Below are 16,492 nucleotides of genomic sequence, written 5' to 3'. Positions count from 1 at the left end.
CATGCGCGCGCCGATATCCCTCTCTCTGGCGGCACTGGCCGCACTCTGTGCCTGCGAGCAGCGCTCGCAGGACACGGGGCCGTTCGTGCCGGCCTACGAGGGAATCGAGACGCGGCTGCTGGACGGCGACCTGGTGAACTTCCTCGTGGCCATGCGCGGTGCGCGCGGCTCGGAGGACGTGGAAAACTACGCAGACTGCGCCGCGGCGCAATATGCGCTGATCCGGGGCTACGGATTCGCGCGTCATCTGCGGACGAATGTGTCGGAAGAGGGTGGCCTCTGGCGCGGAGATGCTGTTTACACCATCTCGGCGGCGCTGCCCCGCGGGCTCAAGACGATCGACGCGGAAGTCGTCGCGTCAGCCTGCGCCGAGAACGGAATACCGATGGTGTGAGGGACACTTGATGGCAGACTTCTTCGCAACCCCCTTCGGCATCTTCATCCTTGTGCTCGCGCAAACCCTTGCGGTCGTGGCCTTCGTGATGATCTCGCTGTTGTTCCTGGTCTATGGCGACCGGAAAATCTGGGCGGCCGTCCAGATGCGGCGCGGCCCCAACGTCGTGGGGGTGTTCGGCATTCTCCAGTCGGTGGCGGACGCTCTGAAATACATCCTCAAGGAAGTGGTGATCCCGGCGGGCTCTGACAAGGCCGTCTTCCTGCTTGCCCCGATGATTTCCTTCGTCATGGCGATGATCGCCTGGGCGGCCATTCCCTTTGCCGACGGCTGGGTGCTGGCGGACATCAACGTGGCGATCCTCTACGTGATGGCGATCAGCTCGCTCGAGGTCTACGGCGTGATCATGGGGGGCTGGGCGTCGAACTCGAAGTACCCGTTCCTCGGCTCGCTCCGCTCGGCGGCGCAGATGATCTCCTACGAGGTGTCGATCGGCCTGATCATCATCGGCGTGATCATCTCCACCGGCTCGATGAACTTCGGCGACATCGTGCGCGCCCAGGACGGCAGCTTCGGCTTCTTCAACTGGTACTGGCTGCCGCACTTCCCGATGGTCTTCCTGTTCTTCATCTCGGCGCTGGCCGAGACGAACCGCCCGCCGTTCGACCTTCCCGAAGCGGAATCCGAACTCGTGGCCGGCTACCAGGTGGAATATTCCTCGACGCCCTTCCTGCTGTTCATGGCGGGCGAATACATCGCGATCTTCCTGATGTGCGCACTGACCACGCTGCTGTTCTTCGGCGGCTGGCTCTCGCCGATCCCCGGCCTGCCCGACGGCGTGCTGTGGATGGTCGCGAAGATGGCGTTCTTCTTCTTTGTCTTCGCGATGGTGAAGGCGATCACCCCGCGCTACCGCTACGACCAGCTGATGCGCCTTGGCTGGAAGGTCTTCCTTCCGTTCAGCCTGTTCTGGGTGGTCTTCGTGTCCTTCGCGGCGAAATTCGGATGGTTCTGGGGCATCTTCGCCCGTTGGACCACGGGAGGTTAAGCAACCATGGCATCGATCGATTACGGCCGGGCAGCCAAGTATTTCCTGCTGGCGGACTTCATCAAGGGGTTCCAGCTGGGCCTGAAGTACTTCTTCGCGCCCAAGTCCACGCTGAACTACCCGCACGAGAAGGGCCCGCTGTCGCCGCGCTTCCGCGGCGAGCACGCGCTGCGCCGCTACCCCAACGGGGAAGAGCGCTGCATCGCCTGCAAGCTCTGCGAGGCGATCTGCCCGGCGCAGGCCATCACCATCGACGCCGAGCCGCGCGACGACGGCAGCCGCCGCACCACGCGCTACGACATCGACATGACGAAGTGCATCTACTGCGGCTTCTGCCAGGAGGCCTGCCCGGTGGACGCGATCGTCGAGGGTCCGAACTTCGAGTTCTCGACCGAGACCCGCGAGGAGCTTTTCTACGACAAGGAGAAGCTGCTGGCGAACGGCGAGCGCTGGGAGGCGGAAATCGCCCGCAACCTCGAGCTCGACGCGCCCTACCGCTGAGACCGACCGACACCTGACACATCAAGGGAAGCCATGACCGCCACCGCCGCCACCGCCCTCCGCCAAGCCCTCCGCGCCGACGCGCGGGGCCGGGAAGGCTGCGCGTTCGGGGGAGGTCGGTCATGACCGATCCCAAGACGCCCTTCGACAAGACCCCCTTCGAGCTGATGATGACCCAGGCGCAGGAGATGGCGAAGGCCTTCAACCCCGCGCTGGAAAGCTTCGCGCCGAAGGAGTTCGAGAAGCTCTGGCCGACCATGCCGAAGGACATCATGGAGTTCTGGTTCGGCAAGGGCATGTCGAAGGACGGGCTCGATTCCAAGACCCGGCTGCTGCTGACGCTGGCCGGGCTGACCATGCAGGGCGCACAGGCCGACACGCCGGTGCGCATGACCGTGCGCCACCTCATCGAGGCCGGCGCCACGAAAGACGAGATCGCCGAGACCATCGCCCACATGTCGATGTTCGCCGGCATACCCGCCATGACCCGCGCCATGGAGCTTGCGCGCGAGGTGATGGAAGACAACAAGGATGACGCAAAATGACCGTGTTCGCCTTCTACCTCTTTTCGCTCTGCGCCATCGTGGGCGGGCTGTTCACGGTGATCGCCCGGAACCCGGTGCACTCGGTGCTCTGGCTGATCCTCGCCTTCCTCAGCTCGGCCGGTCTCTTCGTCCTGCTGGGCGCGGAGTTCGTGGCGATGCTGCTGGTCATCGTCTACGTCGGCGCGGTGGCGGTGCTCTTCCTCTTCGTGGTGATGATGCTCGACGTCGACTTCGCCGAGCTGCGCGCCGGGATGGCGAAATACATGCCGCTCGCGCTGCTCATCGGGGTGGTCATCCTGATGCAGCTCGGCATGGCCTTCGGCGGCTGGCAGGCGTCGGAACTGGCCTCGAGCCAGCTGACCGCCCCGGCCCCCGCGCCCGAGGAGATGCAGAACACCGTCGCGCTCGGCGTGCTGCTCTATGACCGCTACTTCCTGCTGTTCCAGCTCGCCGGCCTGATCCTGCTGGTCGCGATGATCGGCGCGATCGTCCTCACGCTGCGTCACCGCACCAACGTCAAGCGCCAGAACGTGCTCGCGCAGATGTGGCGCGACCCTGCGACCGCGATGGAGCTGAAGGACGTGAAGCCCGGACAGGGGCTCTGAGTTACCACCGCTGCGCCGCCTTCGGGGCAGGCGCGGCGGGCAACGGGATATGACGCGGACCCACCCGACAAAGGGCCGCGAGGGACTAGAAGAATCGGGGCAGAGACCCGGAGGGATGCATGATCGGACTTGAACATTACCTGACGGTGGCGGCCGTGCTGTTCGTCATCGGGATTTTCGGGATTTTCCTGAACAGGAAGAACGTGATCATCCTGTTGATGTCGATCGAACTCATCCTTCTTTCGGTGAACATCAACTTCGTCGCCTTCTCGTCCTTCCTGGGCGATCTCGCGGGGCAGGTCTTCACGCTCTTCGTGCTGACCGTGGCCGCCGCCGAGGCGGCGATCGGCCTGGCGATCCTCGTCTGCTTCTTCCGCAACCGCGGCACGATTGCCGTGGAAGACGTCAACGTGATGAAAGGCTGACCGCCCATGGAGACGATCATTCTCTTCGCCCCGCTGCTGGGCGCGGTGCTGGCCGGGTTCGGCTGGCGCTTCATCGGCGAGAAGGGGGCCATGTGGGTGACCACCGGCCTGCTGTTCCTGGCCTGCCTGCTGTCGTGGATCGTGTTCCTCACGCTCGGCGAGGCAGAGACGATTCCGCTGTTCCGCTTCATCGAGTCCGGCTCGCTGAGCACCGAATGGGCGATCCGTTCGGACCGGCTGACGGCGATCATGCTGATCGTGGTCACCACGGTCTCGGCGCTCGTGCACCTCTACAGCTTCGGCTACATGGCGCATGATCCGCAGTTCAAGCACGGCGAGAGCTACAAGCCGCGCTTCTTCGCCTACCTGTCCTTCTTCACCTTCGCGATGCTCGCGCTGGTGACCTCGGACAACCTCGTGCAGATGTTCTTCGGCTGGGAAGGCGTGGGCGTCGCGTCCTACCTGCTGATCGGTTTCTACTACAAGAAACCCTCGGCAGGTGCCGCGGCCATGAAGGCCTTCATCGTCAACCGCGTCGGTGACTTCGGCTTCCTGCTCGGCATCCTCGGCCTGTTCTTCCTGACGGATTCGATCCGCTTCGACGACATCTTCGCCGCGGCGCCGCAGCTGGCGGAGACGCAGCTGTCGTTCCTCTGGACCGAGTGGAATGCCGCGAACCTGCTGGCCTTCCTGCTGTTCGTCGGCGCGATGGGCAAGTCGGCGCAGCTGCTGCTGCACACCTGGCTGCCCGACGCGATGGAAGGCCCGACCCCGGTGTCGGCGCTGATCCACGCGGCAACCATGGTGACCGCGGGCGTGTTCCTCGTCTGCCGCATGTCGCCGCTGATGGAATACGCGCCCGAGGCGACCGCCTTCATCACCTTCATGGGGGCCACCACCGCCTTCTTCGCGGCGACCGTCGGCCTCGTGCAGAACGACATCAAGCGCGTCATCGCCTATTCGACCTGCTCGCAGCTCGGCTACATGTTCGTGGCGGCGGGCGTGGGCGTCTACTCGGCGGCCATGTTCCACCTGCTGACCCACGCCTTCTTCAAGGCGATGCTGTTCCTCGGCGCCGGCTCGGTCATCCACGCGATGCACCACGAGCAGGACATGCGGAACTACGGCGGCCTGCGCGGCAAGATCCCCTACACCTTCTGGGCGATGATGATCGGCACGCTGGCGATCACCGGCGTCGGCATCCCGCTGACCCACATCGGCTTTGCCGGCTACCTGTCGAAGGACGCGATCATCGAGAGCGCATGGGCAGGCACCTCGGGCGGCTACGCCTTCTGGATGCTGGTCATTGCGGCGCTGTTCACCTCGTTCTACTCGTGGCGCCTGATCTTCATGACCTTCTACGGCCGTCCGCGCGGCGACAAGCACACGCACGAGCACGCGCATGAAAGCCCCAAGGTCATGACCATTCCGCTGGCGGTCCTCGCCGTGGGTGCGGTCTTTGCCGGCATGGTCTTCTACGGCCCGTTCTTCGGCGACCATGACAAGGTGAACAGCTTCTTCGGCATTCCCGCGCATCACGCGGAAGCCTCGGAAGCGGGCCACGGCGACGCGGCCACCGAAGAGCACGCCGCAACCGAGGCGCATGGCGAGACCGCCGTCGCGACCGAGGAGCACGGCACCGCAGAGCACGGCACCGAGTCCGCGGCCGAGGGCACCCACGCCGAGGCCGCGCATGTCGCGACCGGCATGGCCCCCGAGGGCGCGATCTTCATGGCACCGGACAACCACGTCCTGTCCGAGGCACACGAGGCCCCGGTCTGGGTCAAGGTCTCGCCCTTCTTCGCCATGCTGATCGGCTTCGCCGTCGCCTATCTCTTCTACATCGTGAACCCGGCGCTGCCGAAGCGGCTCGCGGAGAACCAGCGTCCGCTGTACCTCTTCCTGCTGAACAAGTGGTATTTCGACGAGATCTACGACTTCATCTTCGTGCAGCCGGCCAAGTCGATCGGGCGCTTCTTCTGGAAGCGCGGTGACGGCGAGGTCATCGACGGAACGATCAACGGCGTGGCGATGGGGATCATCCCCTTCTTCACCAAGCTCGCGGGCCGCGCGCAGTCCGGCTACATCTTCACCTACGCCTTCGCCATGGTGATCGGCATCGCCGTTCTTGTCACCTGGATGTCGATCCTCGGAGGGGCTCACTGATGGCCAACCTTCTCTCCATCGTCACCTTCCTGCCCGCGCTGGCGGCGCTGATCCTCGCGCTGTTCCTGCGCGGCGGGGACGCCGCGGCGGACCGGAACGCCAAGTGGCTCGCGATGATCGCGACCACGGCGACCTTCGTGATCTCGCTCTTCATCCTGTTCCAGTTCGACCCGGCCAACACTGGCTTCCAGATGGTCGAAGAGGGCACCTGGATCATGGGGCTGAAGTACAAGATGGGCGTCGACGGCATCTCGGTGCTGTTCATCATGCTCACCACCTTCATGATGCCGCTGACCATCCTCGCCTCCTGGGGCGTGAAGACCCGGGTCAAGGAGTACATGATCGCCTTCCTGCTGCTCGAGACGCTGATGCTCGGCGTGTTCATGGCGCTCGATCTCGTGCTCTTCTACCTCTTCTTCGAGGCGGGCCTGATCCCGATGTTCCTGATCATCGGCATCTGGGGCGGCAAGGACCGCATCTACGCGTCGTTCAAGTTCTTCCTCTACACCTTCCTCGGCTCGGTGCTGATGCTGGTGGCGATCGTCGCGATGTATGCCGATGCCGGCACGCTCGACATCCCGACGCTGCTGACGCATGAATTCTCGACCGCGGGCTTCTCGGTGCTCGGCATCCACATCGTCGGCGGCCTGCAGACCATGCTGTGGCTGGCCTTCTTCGCCTCCTTCGCGGTGAAGATGCCGATGTGGCCGGTGCACACCTGGCTGCCCGACGCCCACGTTCAGGCGCCGACCGCGGGCTCGGTCGTGCTGGCGGCGATCCTGCTGAAGATGGGCGGCTACGGCTTCCTGCGCTTCTCGCTGCCGATGTTCCCGGTGGGCTCGGAAGTGCTGGCGCCGCTGGTCTTCTGGATGTCGGCCATCGCCATCGTCTACACCTCGCTCGTCGCGCTGGTGCAGGAGGACATGAAGAAGCTCATCGCCTACTCATCCGTCGCCCACATGGGCTACGTGACGCTGGGCATCTTCTCGGCCAACCAGCAGGGCGTCGACGGCGCGATCTTCCAGATGATCAGCCACGGCTTCGTCTCGGGCGCGCTCTTCCTCTGCGTCGGCGTGATCTACGACCGCATGCACACCCGCGAGATCGACGCCTACGGCGGGCTCGTGAACCGCATGCCGGCCTATGCGCTGATCTTCATGTTCTTCACCATGGCCAACGTCGGCCTGCCGGGCACCTCGGGCTTCATCGGTGAATTCCTCACCATGATGGGCATCTTCCAGGTCAACACCTGGGTCGCGACCTTTGCCGCGACCGGCGTGATCCTCTCGGCGGGCTACGCGCTCTGGCTCTACCGCCGCGTGGTGTTCGGGGATCTCATCAAGGAGAGCCTGAAGACCATCCAGGACATGAACACCCGCGAGCGCTGGACCTTCGCGCCGCTGGTCGTGATGACGCTCTGGCTCGGGGTCTACCCCGCCGCCGCGCTGGACATCATCGGCCCGTCGGTCGAGGCGCTGGTCAACCACTATGATACGGCCGTGGCGGCCGCCGACCTCGGCGGCAGCACCGTGGCCGAAGCGAACCACTGAGGGGGCGAGGCATGATCTCGGCTGATCTGAACACCATCCTTCCGGAGATCCTGCTGGCGGTCTACGCCATGCTGGCCCTGATCGGGGCGGTCTACACCGGCAAGGACAAGCTCGCCCCGGCGCTGGTCTGGCTCACCGCCGCGGTGATGGCGATCCTCGCGCTGTGGATCGGCAGCACCGGCGGGGGCACCAACCCGGCCTTCCACGGCATGTTCACCGACGACGCCTTCTCGCGCTTCGCCAAGGTGGTGATCCTCGTCGCCGCGGCCTGCGTGCTGGTCATGGGCCTCGGCTTCATGCAGAAGACCAAGCTGCTGCGCTTCGAGTACCCGGTGCTGGTGGCGCTCTCGACCGTCGGCATGATGGTCATGGTCTCGGCCGCCGACCTGATGACGCTCTACATGGGCATCGAGCTGATGTCGCTCTCGCTCTACGTGGTCGCCTCGCTGCGCCGCGACAGCGAGATGTCGACCGAGGCGGGCCTGAAGTACTTCGTGCTCGGCGCGCTCTCGTCGGGGATGCTGCTCTACGGCGCCTCGCTGACCTACGGCTTCGCCGGCACGACGCTGTTCTCGGGCATCATCAACGCCGCCTCCGAGGGTCACCTGTCGGTCGGCCTGCTGATCGGCCTCGTGCTGATGATCTCGGGCTTCGCCTTCAAGGTCTCGGCCGTGCCGTTCCACATGTGGACGCCGGACGTCTACCAGGGCGCGCCGACCCCGGTCACCGCCTTCTTCGCCACCGCGCCGAAGATGGCCGCGATGGCGCTCTTCGCCCGCGTGATGCATGACGCCTTCGGCGGCGCCGTCGCCGACTGGAGCCAGGTGGTCTCGCTGATCGCGGTCCTGTCGATGTTCCTCGGCTCGATCGCCGCCATCGGCCAGACCAACATCAAGCGCCTGATGGCCTATTCCTCGATCGCCCACATGGGCTACGCGCTGATCGGCCTTGCCGCCGGCACCGAGGCGGGCGTGCAGGCGATGCTGATCTACATGGTCATCTACGTGACGATGAACATCGGCACCTTCGCCTTCATCATGTCGATGAGCAAGGACGGCCAGCCGGTCACCGACATCCGCGCGCTCGGCATGTATTCCAAGCGCGAGCCCGGCCGGGCCCTCGCCATGCTGGTGCTGCTGTTCAGCCTCGCCGGCGTGCCGCCGCTGCTCGGCTTCTTCGCCAAGCTGGGCGTCTGGCAGTCGGCCATCGCGCAGGACATGGTCTGGCTCGTCGTGGCCTCGGCCATCGCCTCGGCCATCGGCGCCTTCTACTACCTGCGGATCGTCTTCTACATGTACTTCGGCGAGGACCGCGAGGATGCGCTGGACGCCGGCGGCTCGCCGCTGCTCTGGGGCTTCCTGGCCGTGTCGGCCTTCATCATGGTCGCGGGGGTGGTGAACCTCTTCGGCATCGAGGGTGCGGCCGCGGCCGCGGCGGCGACGCTTGTCAACTGAGCGTCGTCCCGCTAGGAGCCCTGAAGTGACGCGCCAACCGCGCGTCGCTTTTTTTTCCGCCTGCGGCGGAAACGCCTCCGGCGGGAGTATTTCCGGAAAGATGAAAGGGCAGGCGGATGTGGCCTGACGGCTATGGCCGGCGCGTGCTGGCCGAAGTGGACAGCACCAATGCCGAGGCGGCGCGCATCGTCGCCGGCCTGAGCGGCCCCGAGTGGATCCTCGGGCTGAACCAGGTCGCCGGGCGCGGGCGGCGCGGGCGCCCCTGGACCATGCCCGCGGGGAATTTCGCCGGAACGCTGGTGCTGCCGGTCTCGGAGCCGCCGCAGGTGGTGGCGCTGCGCAGCTTCGTCGCCTCGCTGGCGCTGCACGAGGCCTTTGTCGCGGTGACCGGCCGGGCCGACATGCTGGCGCTGAAATGGCCCAACGACGTGCTGGTCAACGGCGGCAAGGTGGCGGGCATCCTGCTCGAGAGCCTCGGCCGCCACGCCGGGCGCGACTGGCTGGCGATCGGCATGGGCGTCAACCTCGCCGGTGCGCCCGACGTGGGCGAGGTCGAGCCCGGTGCGCTGCGCCCGGTCTCGCTGCTGTCCGAGGCGGGGGTGCGGGTCACGCCTGAGGAGTTCCTCTCGGTGCTGGCCTCGGCCTATGCGCAGGAGGAGGCGCGGTTCCTGTCGCTGGGCTTTGCCGGCCTGCGCGATGCCTGGCTGTCGCGCGCCGCGCGGCTCGGCTCGGTGATCACCGCGCGGACCGGGCGCCACGAAGTCACCGGCACGTTCGAAACTGTGGACGATGCCGGCAATCTTGTCCTAAGGACAGCCAGCGGCCGGCAGGCGATCGCCGCGGCAGACGTGTTTTTCTGAGGGAGCGACCCATGCTTCTGGCCATCGACTGCGGCAACACCAATACGGTCTTCTCGATCTGGGACGGGACGCGCTTCCTTGCGACCTGGCGCACCTCGACCGAGCACCAGCGCACCGCCGACCAGTATTACGTCTGGCTCTCGACGCTGATGGCCTTCCAGAAGATCGAGGCCGAGATCACCGACGTGATCGTCTCCTCGACCGTGCCGCGGGTGGTGTTCAACCTGCGGGTCCTCGCGGATCGCTATTTCAACACCCGCGCCATGGTGGTAGGCAAGCCCGAATGCGTGCTTCCCGTGGACGTGCGGGTCGATGCCGGAACCAACGTGGGGCCGGACCGGCTGGTGAACACGGTGGCGGGCTTTGACCTCTACGGCGGCGATCTCATCGTGGTCGACTTCGGCACTGCGACGACCTTCGACGTGGTGGCGCAGGACGGCGCCTACGAGGGCGGGGTGATCGCACCGGGCGTCAACCTCAGCCTCGAGGCGCTGCACCAGGCCGCCGCGGCCCTGCCGCACGTGGACATCACCAAGCCACAGCGCGTGGTCGGAACGAATACCGTCGCCTGCATGCAGTCAGGCGTCTTCTGGGGCTATGTCGGCCTCGTCCGTGAAATCTGCGCGCGCATCAAGGCCGAACGCGACCGGCCGATGCGCGTCATCTCAACCGGCGGGCTGGCGCCGCTCTTCCAGCAATCCGAAGACCTCTTCGATGACTGGCGGGAGGATTTGACCATGCATGGTCTCACCGTCATTCACGCATACAATCTTGGCAGGAGCCAAAGCTCATGAGCAGTGAACGCATCATCTATCTTCCCCTCGGGGGTGCCGGCGAGATCGGCATGAACGCCTACGTCTACGGCTACGGCAAACCGGGCGAGGAACGTCTGATCCTCGTCGATATCGGCGTCGCCTTCCCCGACATGGACACCACCCCCGGCGTCGACATCATCTTTGCCGACATCACCTGGCTGAAGGAGAACCGCGACCGGCTGGAAGCGATCTTCATCACCCACGCCCACGAGGACCACGTCGGCGCCATCGGCCACACCTGGGAAAGCCTCGGCGTGCCGATCTACGCGCGCGCCTTCACCGCCAACATCGCGCGCGGCAAGCTCGCGGAATACGGCCATTCGCCCGAGACGGTGACGACGGTTTCGCCCTGGCCGCAGACCACCAAGGCCGGTCCCTTCAGCGTCGGCTTCCTGCCGATCTCGCACTCGATCCCGGAAAGCTCGGGCCTCGTCATCGACACGCCCGGTGGGCGGCTCATCCACACCGGCGACTTCAAGCTCGACCCCGAGCCCGTGGTCGGCGAGGCCTTCGATCCCGAGCTCTGGGCCGAGGTGTCGAAGGATGGCGTCAAGGCGCTGATCTGCGACTCGACCAACGTCTTCTCTCCGAACCCCGGCCGCAGCGAAGTGACCGTGGGCCCCGAGATCGAGAAGCTGGTCGCCAGCGCGCCGCAGATGGTGGTCTCGACCACCTTCGCCTCGAACGTCGCCCGGGTGAAGACGCTGGCCGAGGCCGGCGAGCGCGCCGGGCGCTCGATCTGCCTGCTCGGCCGCGCCATGCGCCGGATGATCGAGGCGGCGGTGGAGACCGGCGTCATCAGCTCCTTCCCCAAGGTGATCGCCCCCGAGGACGCGGTGCAGATCCCGCGCGAGAACGTCATGCTGATCGTCACCGGCTCGCAGGGCGAGCGCCGGGCGGCCTCGGCACAGCTGGCGCGCGGCAAGTACAACGGCATCGAGCTGAAGGAGGGCGACCTGTTCCTCTTCTCGTCGAAGACCATCCCGGGCAACGAGAAGGACGTGATCCGCATCATGAACTCGCTCTCGGAGAAGGGCGTGGACATCGTCGATGACGACGGCGGCAAGTACCACGTCTCGGGCCACGCCAACCGGCCGGACCTCGAGCGGATGCAGGACATCGTGAACCCGCAGATCGTCGTGCCGATGCACGGCGAGCACCGCCATCTGCGCGAGCACATGAAGCTCGCCGAGGGCCGCGGCCGCGCCGGCGTGCTGGCGATCAACGGCACGATGGTGGACCTCTCGGGCAACCAGCCCACGGTGGCGGGCTACGTCGAGACCGGCCGCACCTACCTTGACGGCTCGGTGCAGATCGGCGCGATGGACGGCATCGTGCGCGACCGGATCCGCATGGCGCTCAATGGCCACGTGGTGGTGACGGTCATCCTCGACGAGGAAGACGAGCCGCTCGGCGAGCCCTGGTGCGAGCTGATGGGCCTGTCCGAGATCGGCCGTTCGAACGCGCCGCTGGTGGACATCCTCGAGGAAGACCTCAGCCAGTTCCTCGGCCGCGCCGGCGAGAAGACCCTGAGCGACGACGACAAGCTCGAGGAAGGCATGCGCCGCGTCGTGCGCAACTCGGCGGTGAACGAGATCGGCAAGAAGCCCGAGGTGACGGTGGTGATCAGCCGCCTGTCCTGAGCCTTCGGGTCAGCGAATAGAAAGGCGCGCCGCGAGAGCGGCGCGCCTTTTTGCTTGTGCGGTGCAGGGTCAGCGCGTGACGCGCAGCGCCTCGAGCCCGTGGAAGTGGTAGAGGTCCGCGTATTTCGGCGCGCCTGCCAGTCTCATCCCGGCTAGCCGCTCGAACAGGATCGGCAGCGCCGTCACCAGCTCGAGCCGCGCCAGCGGCGCGCCGACGCAGAAGTGCATGCCGCCGCCGAAGCTGGTGTTGGTGACCGCCGGGCGCGCCGGGTCGAAGCGCGCAGGCTCGGCCCAGGCCGCCGGGTCGCGGTTCGCCGCGCCGAGCATCAGCGCCACCTGCTCGCCGCGCCGGAAGGTGTGGCCATAGGCCTCGACCTCCTCGTAGGCGTAGCGGGTGAACATGTGCAGCGGCGGGTCGAAGCGCAGCACCTCCTCGACCACCGGCGCGGCATTCTCCGCGGTGATGGTCACACCCTGTTCGAGCAGCGTCTTGATGCCGTTGCCCATGGTGTGCACCGTCGCCTCGTGCCCGGCGTTCAGCAGCAGGATGCAGGTGGTGATCAGCTCGTCGGTCGAGAGCTTCTCGCCGCCTTCCTCGGCCGCGATGAGGTGCGAGAGCAGGTCGTCGCCGGGGCTCTTGCGGCGCTGGTCCACGTAGCCGCGCAGGAAGTCCGAGAATTCGGTCGCCGCCCGCGCCGCCGCCAGCTCCATCGCCATGTCGCGCCGCGCCTGGTACATGCCCACCATGTCCGCCGACCAGCGCAGCAGCTGCGGCGCCATCTCCTCGGGCACGCCGAGCAGGCGCGCGATGACGATCACCGGGATCGGCTGGCAGAAGGCCGGGAGCAGGTCGATCTCGCCTTCCGCGGGCATCTCGTCGATCAGCCGGTGCGCCAGCGCGGCGATCTCCGGTCCCAGCGCAGCGATGCGGCGCGAGGTGAAGGCGCGCAGCACCAGCCCGCGCAGGCGGGTGTGGCGCGGCGGCTCGAGTTCCAGCATGGAATGCGCCTCGACCGCGTAGAAGGGCGCCTGGTGGGCCGGGATCTCGGGCGCCATCTCGGGCGGCACCTCGCGGCCGAAACGGCGGTCCTTCAGCAGCGCCGAGACGGCGCGCTGCGAGACGGCGCAGGGCAGGGCGTACTCCTCCCAGTAGGCGAGGTCACCGGCGGCGCGCATCTCGTCGTAGAACGGGTAGGGGTCCTGCACGAAGGCGGGGTCGGTCGGGGAGCGGGAAAAGCGGTGCATGGGTCTCATCCTGAATTTCGCGCAACCCTAGGCCACGCGCGCGCTTTCTTGGCAAGGGCGGTCTTGCTATGACAGGCCATGAGCTGGGACCTGCTGACCCGGAGCCGCGCCACATGGCTGGTGCTGACGCTCGCCTTCGTGGCCGCGCTGTCGGGCAGCGTGTGGCACTACGGCTACCTGCAGGCGCTGGGGCCGCTGGCCGCGCGCGGGCAGAGCGACCTCGACCTCGCCTCGGACCGGCTGGTCAGCCAGTTGCAGCGCTTCCGCGAATTCGCCGTGCTGACGGCGCGCCACCCGGCGCTCGAGGCGCTGCTCGACGGCGGGCCGAAGGGTCCCGCGGACGAGATGCTGCTGGGCGCTGCGGACCGCACCGGCGCGGTCAGCGCCTTCTACATCGCCGGCTCTGGCGAGGTGCTGGCCAGCTCCGGCGACATGGTGCCCGCCGATGCGGCGCGAAGCCCCTATTTCCGCCGCGCCCTGACCGGCGCGCTCGGCATCGCGCATGGCGCGGGGCCGGGAGACGTGGACCGTGCCTTCTTCTTCGCCGCGCCCAGCTTCGCGCCCTCGGGCGAGGTGCGCGGCGCGCTGGTGGTCATCGTCGACGCGGCCGAGCTCGAGCGCGACTGGCGCGGCTCGCTGCCGGCGGTGTTCTTCCTCGACGAGAGCGGCACGGTCTTCGTCACCAACCGCACCGAGCTGCTGGGCTGGCGGCGCGAGGACGACGGGACCATGGTCTCGCCCGGCGGGCAGCGGCGGGGCAGCGAGACCATCCAGCTCGACGAGTTCACCATCCTCGCGCAGAGCTGGTCGCCCTACATCCCAGCGCGCGCGCTGCGGCAAACGGTCGAGATCCCGGTGATCAACATGAGCGGCGTGCTGCTGATCGACGTGCGCCCGGCGCGGCGCTACGCGCTGGTACAGGCGGCGGCGGTGGCGGCGGGGCTGCTGTTCTTCCTCGCGCTGCTGTGGTTCCTGCTCGAACGCCGCCGGGCGCTCGCGGCGATCAACCATGAGCTGGAAGAGCGGGTCTTTGCCCGCACCCGCGATCTCGAGGAGGCCAACCTCGCGCTGCGCCGCGAGGTGGTCGAGCGGCAGGAGGCCGAGGCGGCGCTGAAACGCGCACAGGCCGAGCTGGTGCAGGCCTCGAAACTCTCGGCGCTCGGCAAGATGAGCGCCGGGATCAGCCACGAGTTGAACCAGCCGCTGATGGCGATCCGCTCCTTTGCAGAGAACGGCGCGGCCTTCCTCGAGCGCGGCAAGCCCGAGCGCGCGGCCGAGAACCTCGTGCGGATCTCGGATATGGCCGGGCGGATGGGGCGGATCATCAAGAACCTGCGCGCCTTCGCCAAGTCCGAGCCGGGTCCGGCGCACCGGGTCGGGCTGGCGGCGGTGGTCGAGCAGGCGCTCGAGCTGATGCAGCGCAAGATCGAGAAGAGCGGCGCCAGCGTCGACTGGCGGCGCCCGGACCGGCCCGCGATCGTCATGGGCGGCGAGGTGCGGCTGAGCCAGGTGGTGGTCAACCTCATCTCAAACGCGCTCGAGGCGATGGATGGGCAGGAGCTGCGCCGCCTGACCCTGCGCATGACCCATGACGACGCGGCGGGGGTGGTGCGGCTGACGATCCGCGACACCGGCCCCGGCATCCGCGAGCCCGACCGGATCTTCGATCCGTTCTACTCGACCAAGGAGGTCGGCCCGGAGGAGGGGATGGGGCTGGGCCTCTCGATCTCCTACGGCATCGTCGAGGGCTTCGGCGGCAAGCTAAGGGGCGAGAACCTGCCCGGCGGCGGGGCGCAGTTCACCCTCGACCTGCGGCAGGCGGATCTGGACATGACGCAGGTGGAGAAAAGCGCATGACGCGGCGGGTGCTGCTGGTGGACGACGACGCGGCGGTGCGCGAGGCGCTTGGCCAGACGCTGGAGCTGGCCGATCTGGATGCCGTGACGGCGGGCAGCTTCGTCGAGTGCAAGGAGATGATCGAGCCCGGTTTCGAAGGGGTGATCGTCTCGGACATCCGCATGCCGGGGCGCGACGGGTTCCACCTGCTCGACTACGCCCACCGGCAGGACCCCGAGCTGCCGGTGATCCTGCTGACCGGCGAGGGCGACATTCCCATGGCGGTGCGGGCGATGGCGGCGGGGGCGTTCGACTTCCTCGAGAAACCCTGCGCGCCGGGCGATCTGACCGCGGTGGTCGAACGCGCGCTGCGCACCCGCACGCTGGTGCTGGAGAACCGCCGCCTGAAGGCCGAGCTCGAGACCGGGGACGCGGCGGCGCGGATGCTCTTCGGCATTTCGCGCAAGGCCGACGGGCTGCGCGCGCGCTGCCGCGTCGCGGCGCGGGCCGGGACCGACGTGCTGATCTCCGGCGCGCCGGGCTCGGGCATCTCGAAGGTGGCGGAGGTGGTGCACCTCTGCTCGAACCGCTCCAAGGGGCCCTTCGAGAAACGCTCGGCCGCGGGGCTGGACCGCGCGGCGCTGGCCGAGGTCTGGCGCGGCTGCGCGGGGGGCACAGTGTTCCTCGACGAGATCTGCCAGCTTCCGAAGGACAGCCAGCTCGCGCTCATCGACCTCATGGAGGAGGGCGGCGCGCGGCTGATCGCCGGCACCGTGCACGACCTCGGCAAGCAGGCCGAGGCGGGCGCCTTCTCGACCGAGCTCTTCTACCGGCTCGAGGTCATGCAGATCCACATCCCCGCGCTGGCCGAGCGCCCCGAGGACATCCCGGTGCTGTTCCGCCACTACGTCGCGCAGGCGGCCGAGCAGGCCGGGCTCGAGCCGCCCGAGATCACCGAGGAGGTGATCGACGGCCTCATCGCGCGCGACTGGCCGGGCAACACCCGCGCGCTCATGTCGGCGGCCATGCGCTTCGCGCTCGGGCTCGGCGAGAGCGAGGATGCGGGCGAGGGGCTGGGGCTGGCCGAGCGCATGGCGCAGGTCGAACGCTCGCTGCTGGTCGAGGCGCTGCGGCGCACGGGCGGGCAGGCCAGCGCCGCGGCGCAGGCGCTGAAACTGCCGCGCAAGACCTTCTACGACAAGCTCGCGAAATACGGCGTCCGGGCCGAGGACTACCGCTGAGCGGGCAACGATTCCGCTTCCCGCCACATTTTCCGGCAGCCTGAAAACTGTGCGGATTTCCGCACAGTTCCTGCGGGAGCGCGTGCGGGAATTCGCACATCACGCTGGCGTCATTTCGGATGAGGCGCCGTGATCTCAATTCAAAGCATTGAATAATAATTATA

15 protein-coding genes are annotated in these 16,492 nt (G+C 67.2%); 14 read left to right on the top strand and 1 reads right to left on the bottom strand.

Annotated features, from left to right (window positions below; translation table 11 throughout):
* The first annotated feature begins 1 nt into the window (after position 1).
* The 12 genes from PVT71_RS00760 to PVT71_RS00705 all read left to right on the top strand — a co-directional run bounded on the left by PVT71_RS00760 (position 2) and on the right by PVT71_RS00705 (position 12,006).
* Positions 2-394, top strand: coding sequence for a hypothetical protein (locus tag PVT71_RS00760; RefSeq protein ID WP_353472586.1), 393 nt, complete (start codon positions 2-4; stop codon positions 392-394).
* Positions 395-404: 10 nt separating this feature from the next.
* The gene (nuoH, locus tag PVT71_RS00755) at positions 405-1,442 is read left to right on the top strand and encodes an NADH-quinone oxidoreductase subunit NuoH (protein WP_353472585.1); all 1,038 of its coding nucleotides are present in this window, start codon (positions 405-407) and stop codon (positions 1,440-1,442) included.
* A 6-nt stretch (positions 1,443-1,448) separates the two neighbouring features.
* The gene (gene nuoI / locus PVT71_RS00750) at positions 1,449-1,943 is read left to right on the top strand and encodes an NADH-quinone oxidoreductase subunit NuoI (RefSeq protein WP_353472584.1); all 495 of its coding nucleotides are present in this window, start codon (positions 1,449-1,451) and stop codon (positions 1,941-1,943) included.
* Positions 1,944-2,065: 122 nt separating this feature from the next.
* Positions 2,066-2,488 (top strand): carboxymuconolactone decarboxylase family protein, encoded by a 423-nt coding sequence (locus PVT71_RS00745; RefSeq protein WP_353472583.1) that lies wholly within the window; start codon positions 2,066-2,068, stop codon positions 2,486-2,488.
* Positions 2,485-3,093 carry an NADH-quinone oxidoreductase subunit J gene (locus PVT71_RS00740; RefSeq protein ID WP_353472582.1) on the top strand — a complete coding sequence of 203 codons (609 nt, stop codon included), beginning with the start codon at positions 2,485-2,487 and terminating at the stop codon, positions 3,091-3,093. The genes PVT71_RS00745 and PVT71_RS00740 overlap by 4 nt, the downstream gene beginning before the upstream one ends.
* Positions 3,094-3,212: 119 nt before the next feature.
* On the top strand, positions 3,213-3,518 hold the full coding sequence (gene nuoK, locus PVT71_RS00735; protein ID WP_020038696.1) for an NADH-quinone oxidoreductase subunit NuoK: 306 nt from the start codon (positions 3,213-3,215) through the stop codon (positions 3,516-3,518).
* Between the two features lie 6 nt (positions 3,519-3,524).
* Positions 3,525-5,684 carry an NADH-quinone oxidoreductase subunit L gene (gene nuoL / locus PVT71_RS00730; protein WP_353472581.1) on the top strand — a complete coding sequence of 720 codons (2,160 nt, stop codon included), beginning with the start codon at positions 3,525-3,527 and terminating at the stop codon, positions 5,682-5,684.
* Positions 5,684-7,234, top strand: a complete 1,551-nt coding sequence (locus PVT71_RS00725) for an NADH-quinone oxidoreductase subunit M (RefSeq protein WP_353472580.1) — start codon at positions 5,684-5,686, stop codon at positions 7,232-7,234. The genes nuoL and PVT71_RS00725 overlap by 1 nt, the downstream gene beginning before the upstream one ends.
* A gap of 11 nt (positions 7,235-7,245) precedes the next feature.
* Positions 7,246-8,688 (top strand): NADH-quinone oxidoreductase subunit NuoN, encoded by a 1,443-nt coding sequence (gene nuoN / locus PVT71_RS00720; RefSeq protein WP_353472579.1) that lies wholly within the window; start codon positions 7,246-7,248, stop codon positions 8,686-8,688.
* A 116-nt stretch (positions 8,689-8,804) separates the two neighbouring features.
* Positions 8,805-9,548, top strand: a complete 744-nt coding sequence (locus PVT71_RS00715) for a biotin--[acetyl-CoA-carboxylase] ligase (RefSeq protein WP_353472578.1) — start codon at positions 8,805-8,807, stop codon at positions 9,546-9,548.
* Positions 9,549-9,559: 11 nt separating this feature from the next.
* On the top strand, positions 9,560-10,342 hold the full coding sequence (locus PVT71_RS00710) for a type III pantothenate kinase (protein ID WP_353472577.1): 783 nt from the start codon (positions 9,560-9,562) through the stop codon (positions 10,340-10,342).
* Positions 10,339-12,006 (top strand): ribonuclease J, encoded by a 1,668-nt coding sequence (locus PVT71_RS00705; protein ID WP_353472576.1) that lies wholly within the window; start codon positions 10,339-10,341, stop codon positions 12,004-12,006. Before PVT71_RS00710 ends, PVT71_RS00705 begins: the two co-directional genes overlap by 4 nt.
* Before the next feature lie 69 nt (positions 12,007-12,075).
* On the opposite strand, the gene PVT71_RS00700 is transcribed toward PVT71_RS00705, so the two are convergent.
* A complete protein-coding gene (locus PVT71_RS00700; protein ID WP_353472575.1) occupies positions 12,076-13,251 on the bottom strand; it encodes a cytochrome P450 in 1,176 nt (391 codons plus the stop codon).
* Positions 13,252-13,329: 78 nt separating this feature from the next.
* Here PVT71_RS00700 and PVT71_RS00695 point away from each other — a divergent pair, with 78 nt between their 5' ends.
* Both PVT71_RS00695 and PVT71_RS00690 read left to right on the top strand, forming a co-directional pair.
* Positions 13,330-15,108, top strand: a complete 1,779-nt coding sequence (locus PVT71_RS00695) for an ATP-binding protein (protein WP_353472574.1) — start codon at positions 13,330-13,332, stop codon at positions 15,106-15,108.
* Positions 15,105-16,328, top strand: a complete 1,224-nt coding sequence (locus PVT71_RS00690; RefSeq protein ID WP_353472573.1) for a sigma-54 dependent transcriptional regulator — start codon at positions 15,105-15,107, stop codon at positions 16,326-16,328. The genes PVT71_RS00695 and PVT71_RS00690 overlap by 4 nt, the downstream gene beginning before the upstream one ends.
* Positions 16,329-16,492: the final 164 nt, after the last annotated feature.

Origin of the sequence: Salipiger sp. H15, assembly GCF_040409955.1 — a bacterium.
Classification (GTDB): Bacteria; Pseudomonadota; Alphaproteobacteria; order Rhodobacterales; family Rhodobacteraceae; genus Salipiger.
This window is presented reverse-complemented; position numbering and strand designations above follow the sequence as displayed.

Coding starts and splice junctions, on each gene's coding strand:
- PVT71_RS00760 (WP_353472586.1), top strand. CDS start 2: ATGCGCGCGCCGATATCCCTCTCTCTGGCGGCACTGGCCGCACTCTGT.
- nuoH (WP_353472585.1), top strand. CDS start 405: ATGGCAGACTTCTTCGCAACCCCCTTCGGCATCTTCATCCTTGTGCTC.
- nuoI (WP_353472584.1), top strand. CDS start 1,449: ATGGCATCGATCGATTACGGCCGGGCAGCCAAGTATTTCCTGCTGGCG.
- PVT71_RS00745 (WP_353472583.1), top strand. CDS start 2,066: ATGACCGATCCCAAGACGCCCTTCGACAAGACCCCCTTCGAGCTGATG.
- PVT71_RS00740 (WP_353472582.1), top strand. CDS start 2,485: ATGACCGTGTTCGCCTTCTACCTCTTTTCGCTCTGCGCCATCGTGGGC.
- nuoK (WP_020038696.1), top strand. CDS start 3,213: ATGATCGGACTTGAACATTACCTGACGGTGGCGGCCGTGCTGTTCGTC.
- nuoL (WP_353472581.1), top strand. CDS start 3,525: ATGGAGACGATCATTCTCTTCGCCCCGCTGCTGGGCGCGGTGCTGGCC.
- PVT71_RS00725 (WP_353472580.1), top strand. CDS start 5,684: ATGGCCAACCTTCTCTCCATCGTCACCTTCCTGCCCGCGCTGGCGGCG.
- nuoN (WP_353472579.1), top strand. CDS start 7,246: ATGATCTCGGCTGATCTGAACACCATCCTTCCGGAGATCCTGCTGGCG.
- PVT71_RS00715 (WP_353472578.1), top strand. CDS start 8,805: ATGTGGCCTGACGGCTATGGCCGGCGCGTGCTGGCCGAAGTGGACAGC.
- PVT71_RS00710 (WP_353472577.1), top strand. CDS start 9,560: ATGCTTCTGGCCATCGACTGCGGCAACACCAATACGGTCTTCTCGATC.
- PVT71_RS00705 (WP_353472576.1), top strand. CDS start 10,339: ATGAGCAGTGAACGCATCATCTATCTTCCCCTCGGGGGTGCCGGCGAG.
- PVT71_RS00700 (WP_353472575.1), bottom strand. CDS start 13,251: ATGCACCGCTTTTCCCGCTCCCCGACCGACCCCGCCTTCGTGCAGGAC.
- PVT71_RS00695 (WP_353472574.1), top strand. CDS start 13,330: ATGAGCTGGGACCTGCTGACCCGGAGCCGCGCCACATGGCTGGTGCTG.
- PVT71_RS00690 (WP_353472573.1), top strand. CDS start 15,105: ATGACGCGGCGGGTGCTGCTGGTGGACGACGACGCGGCGGTGCGCGAG.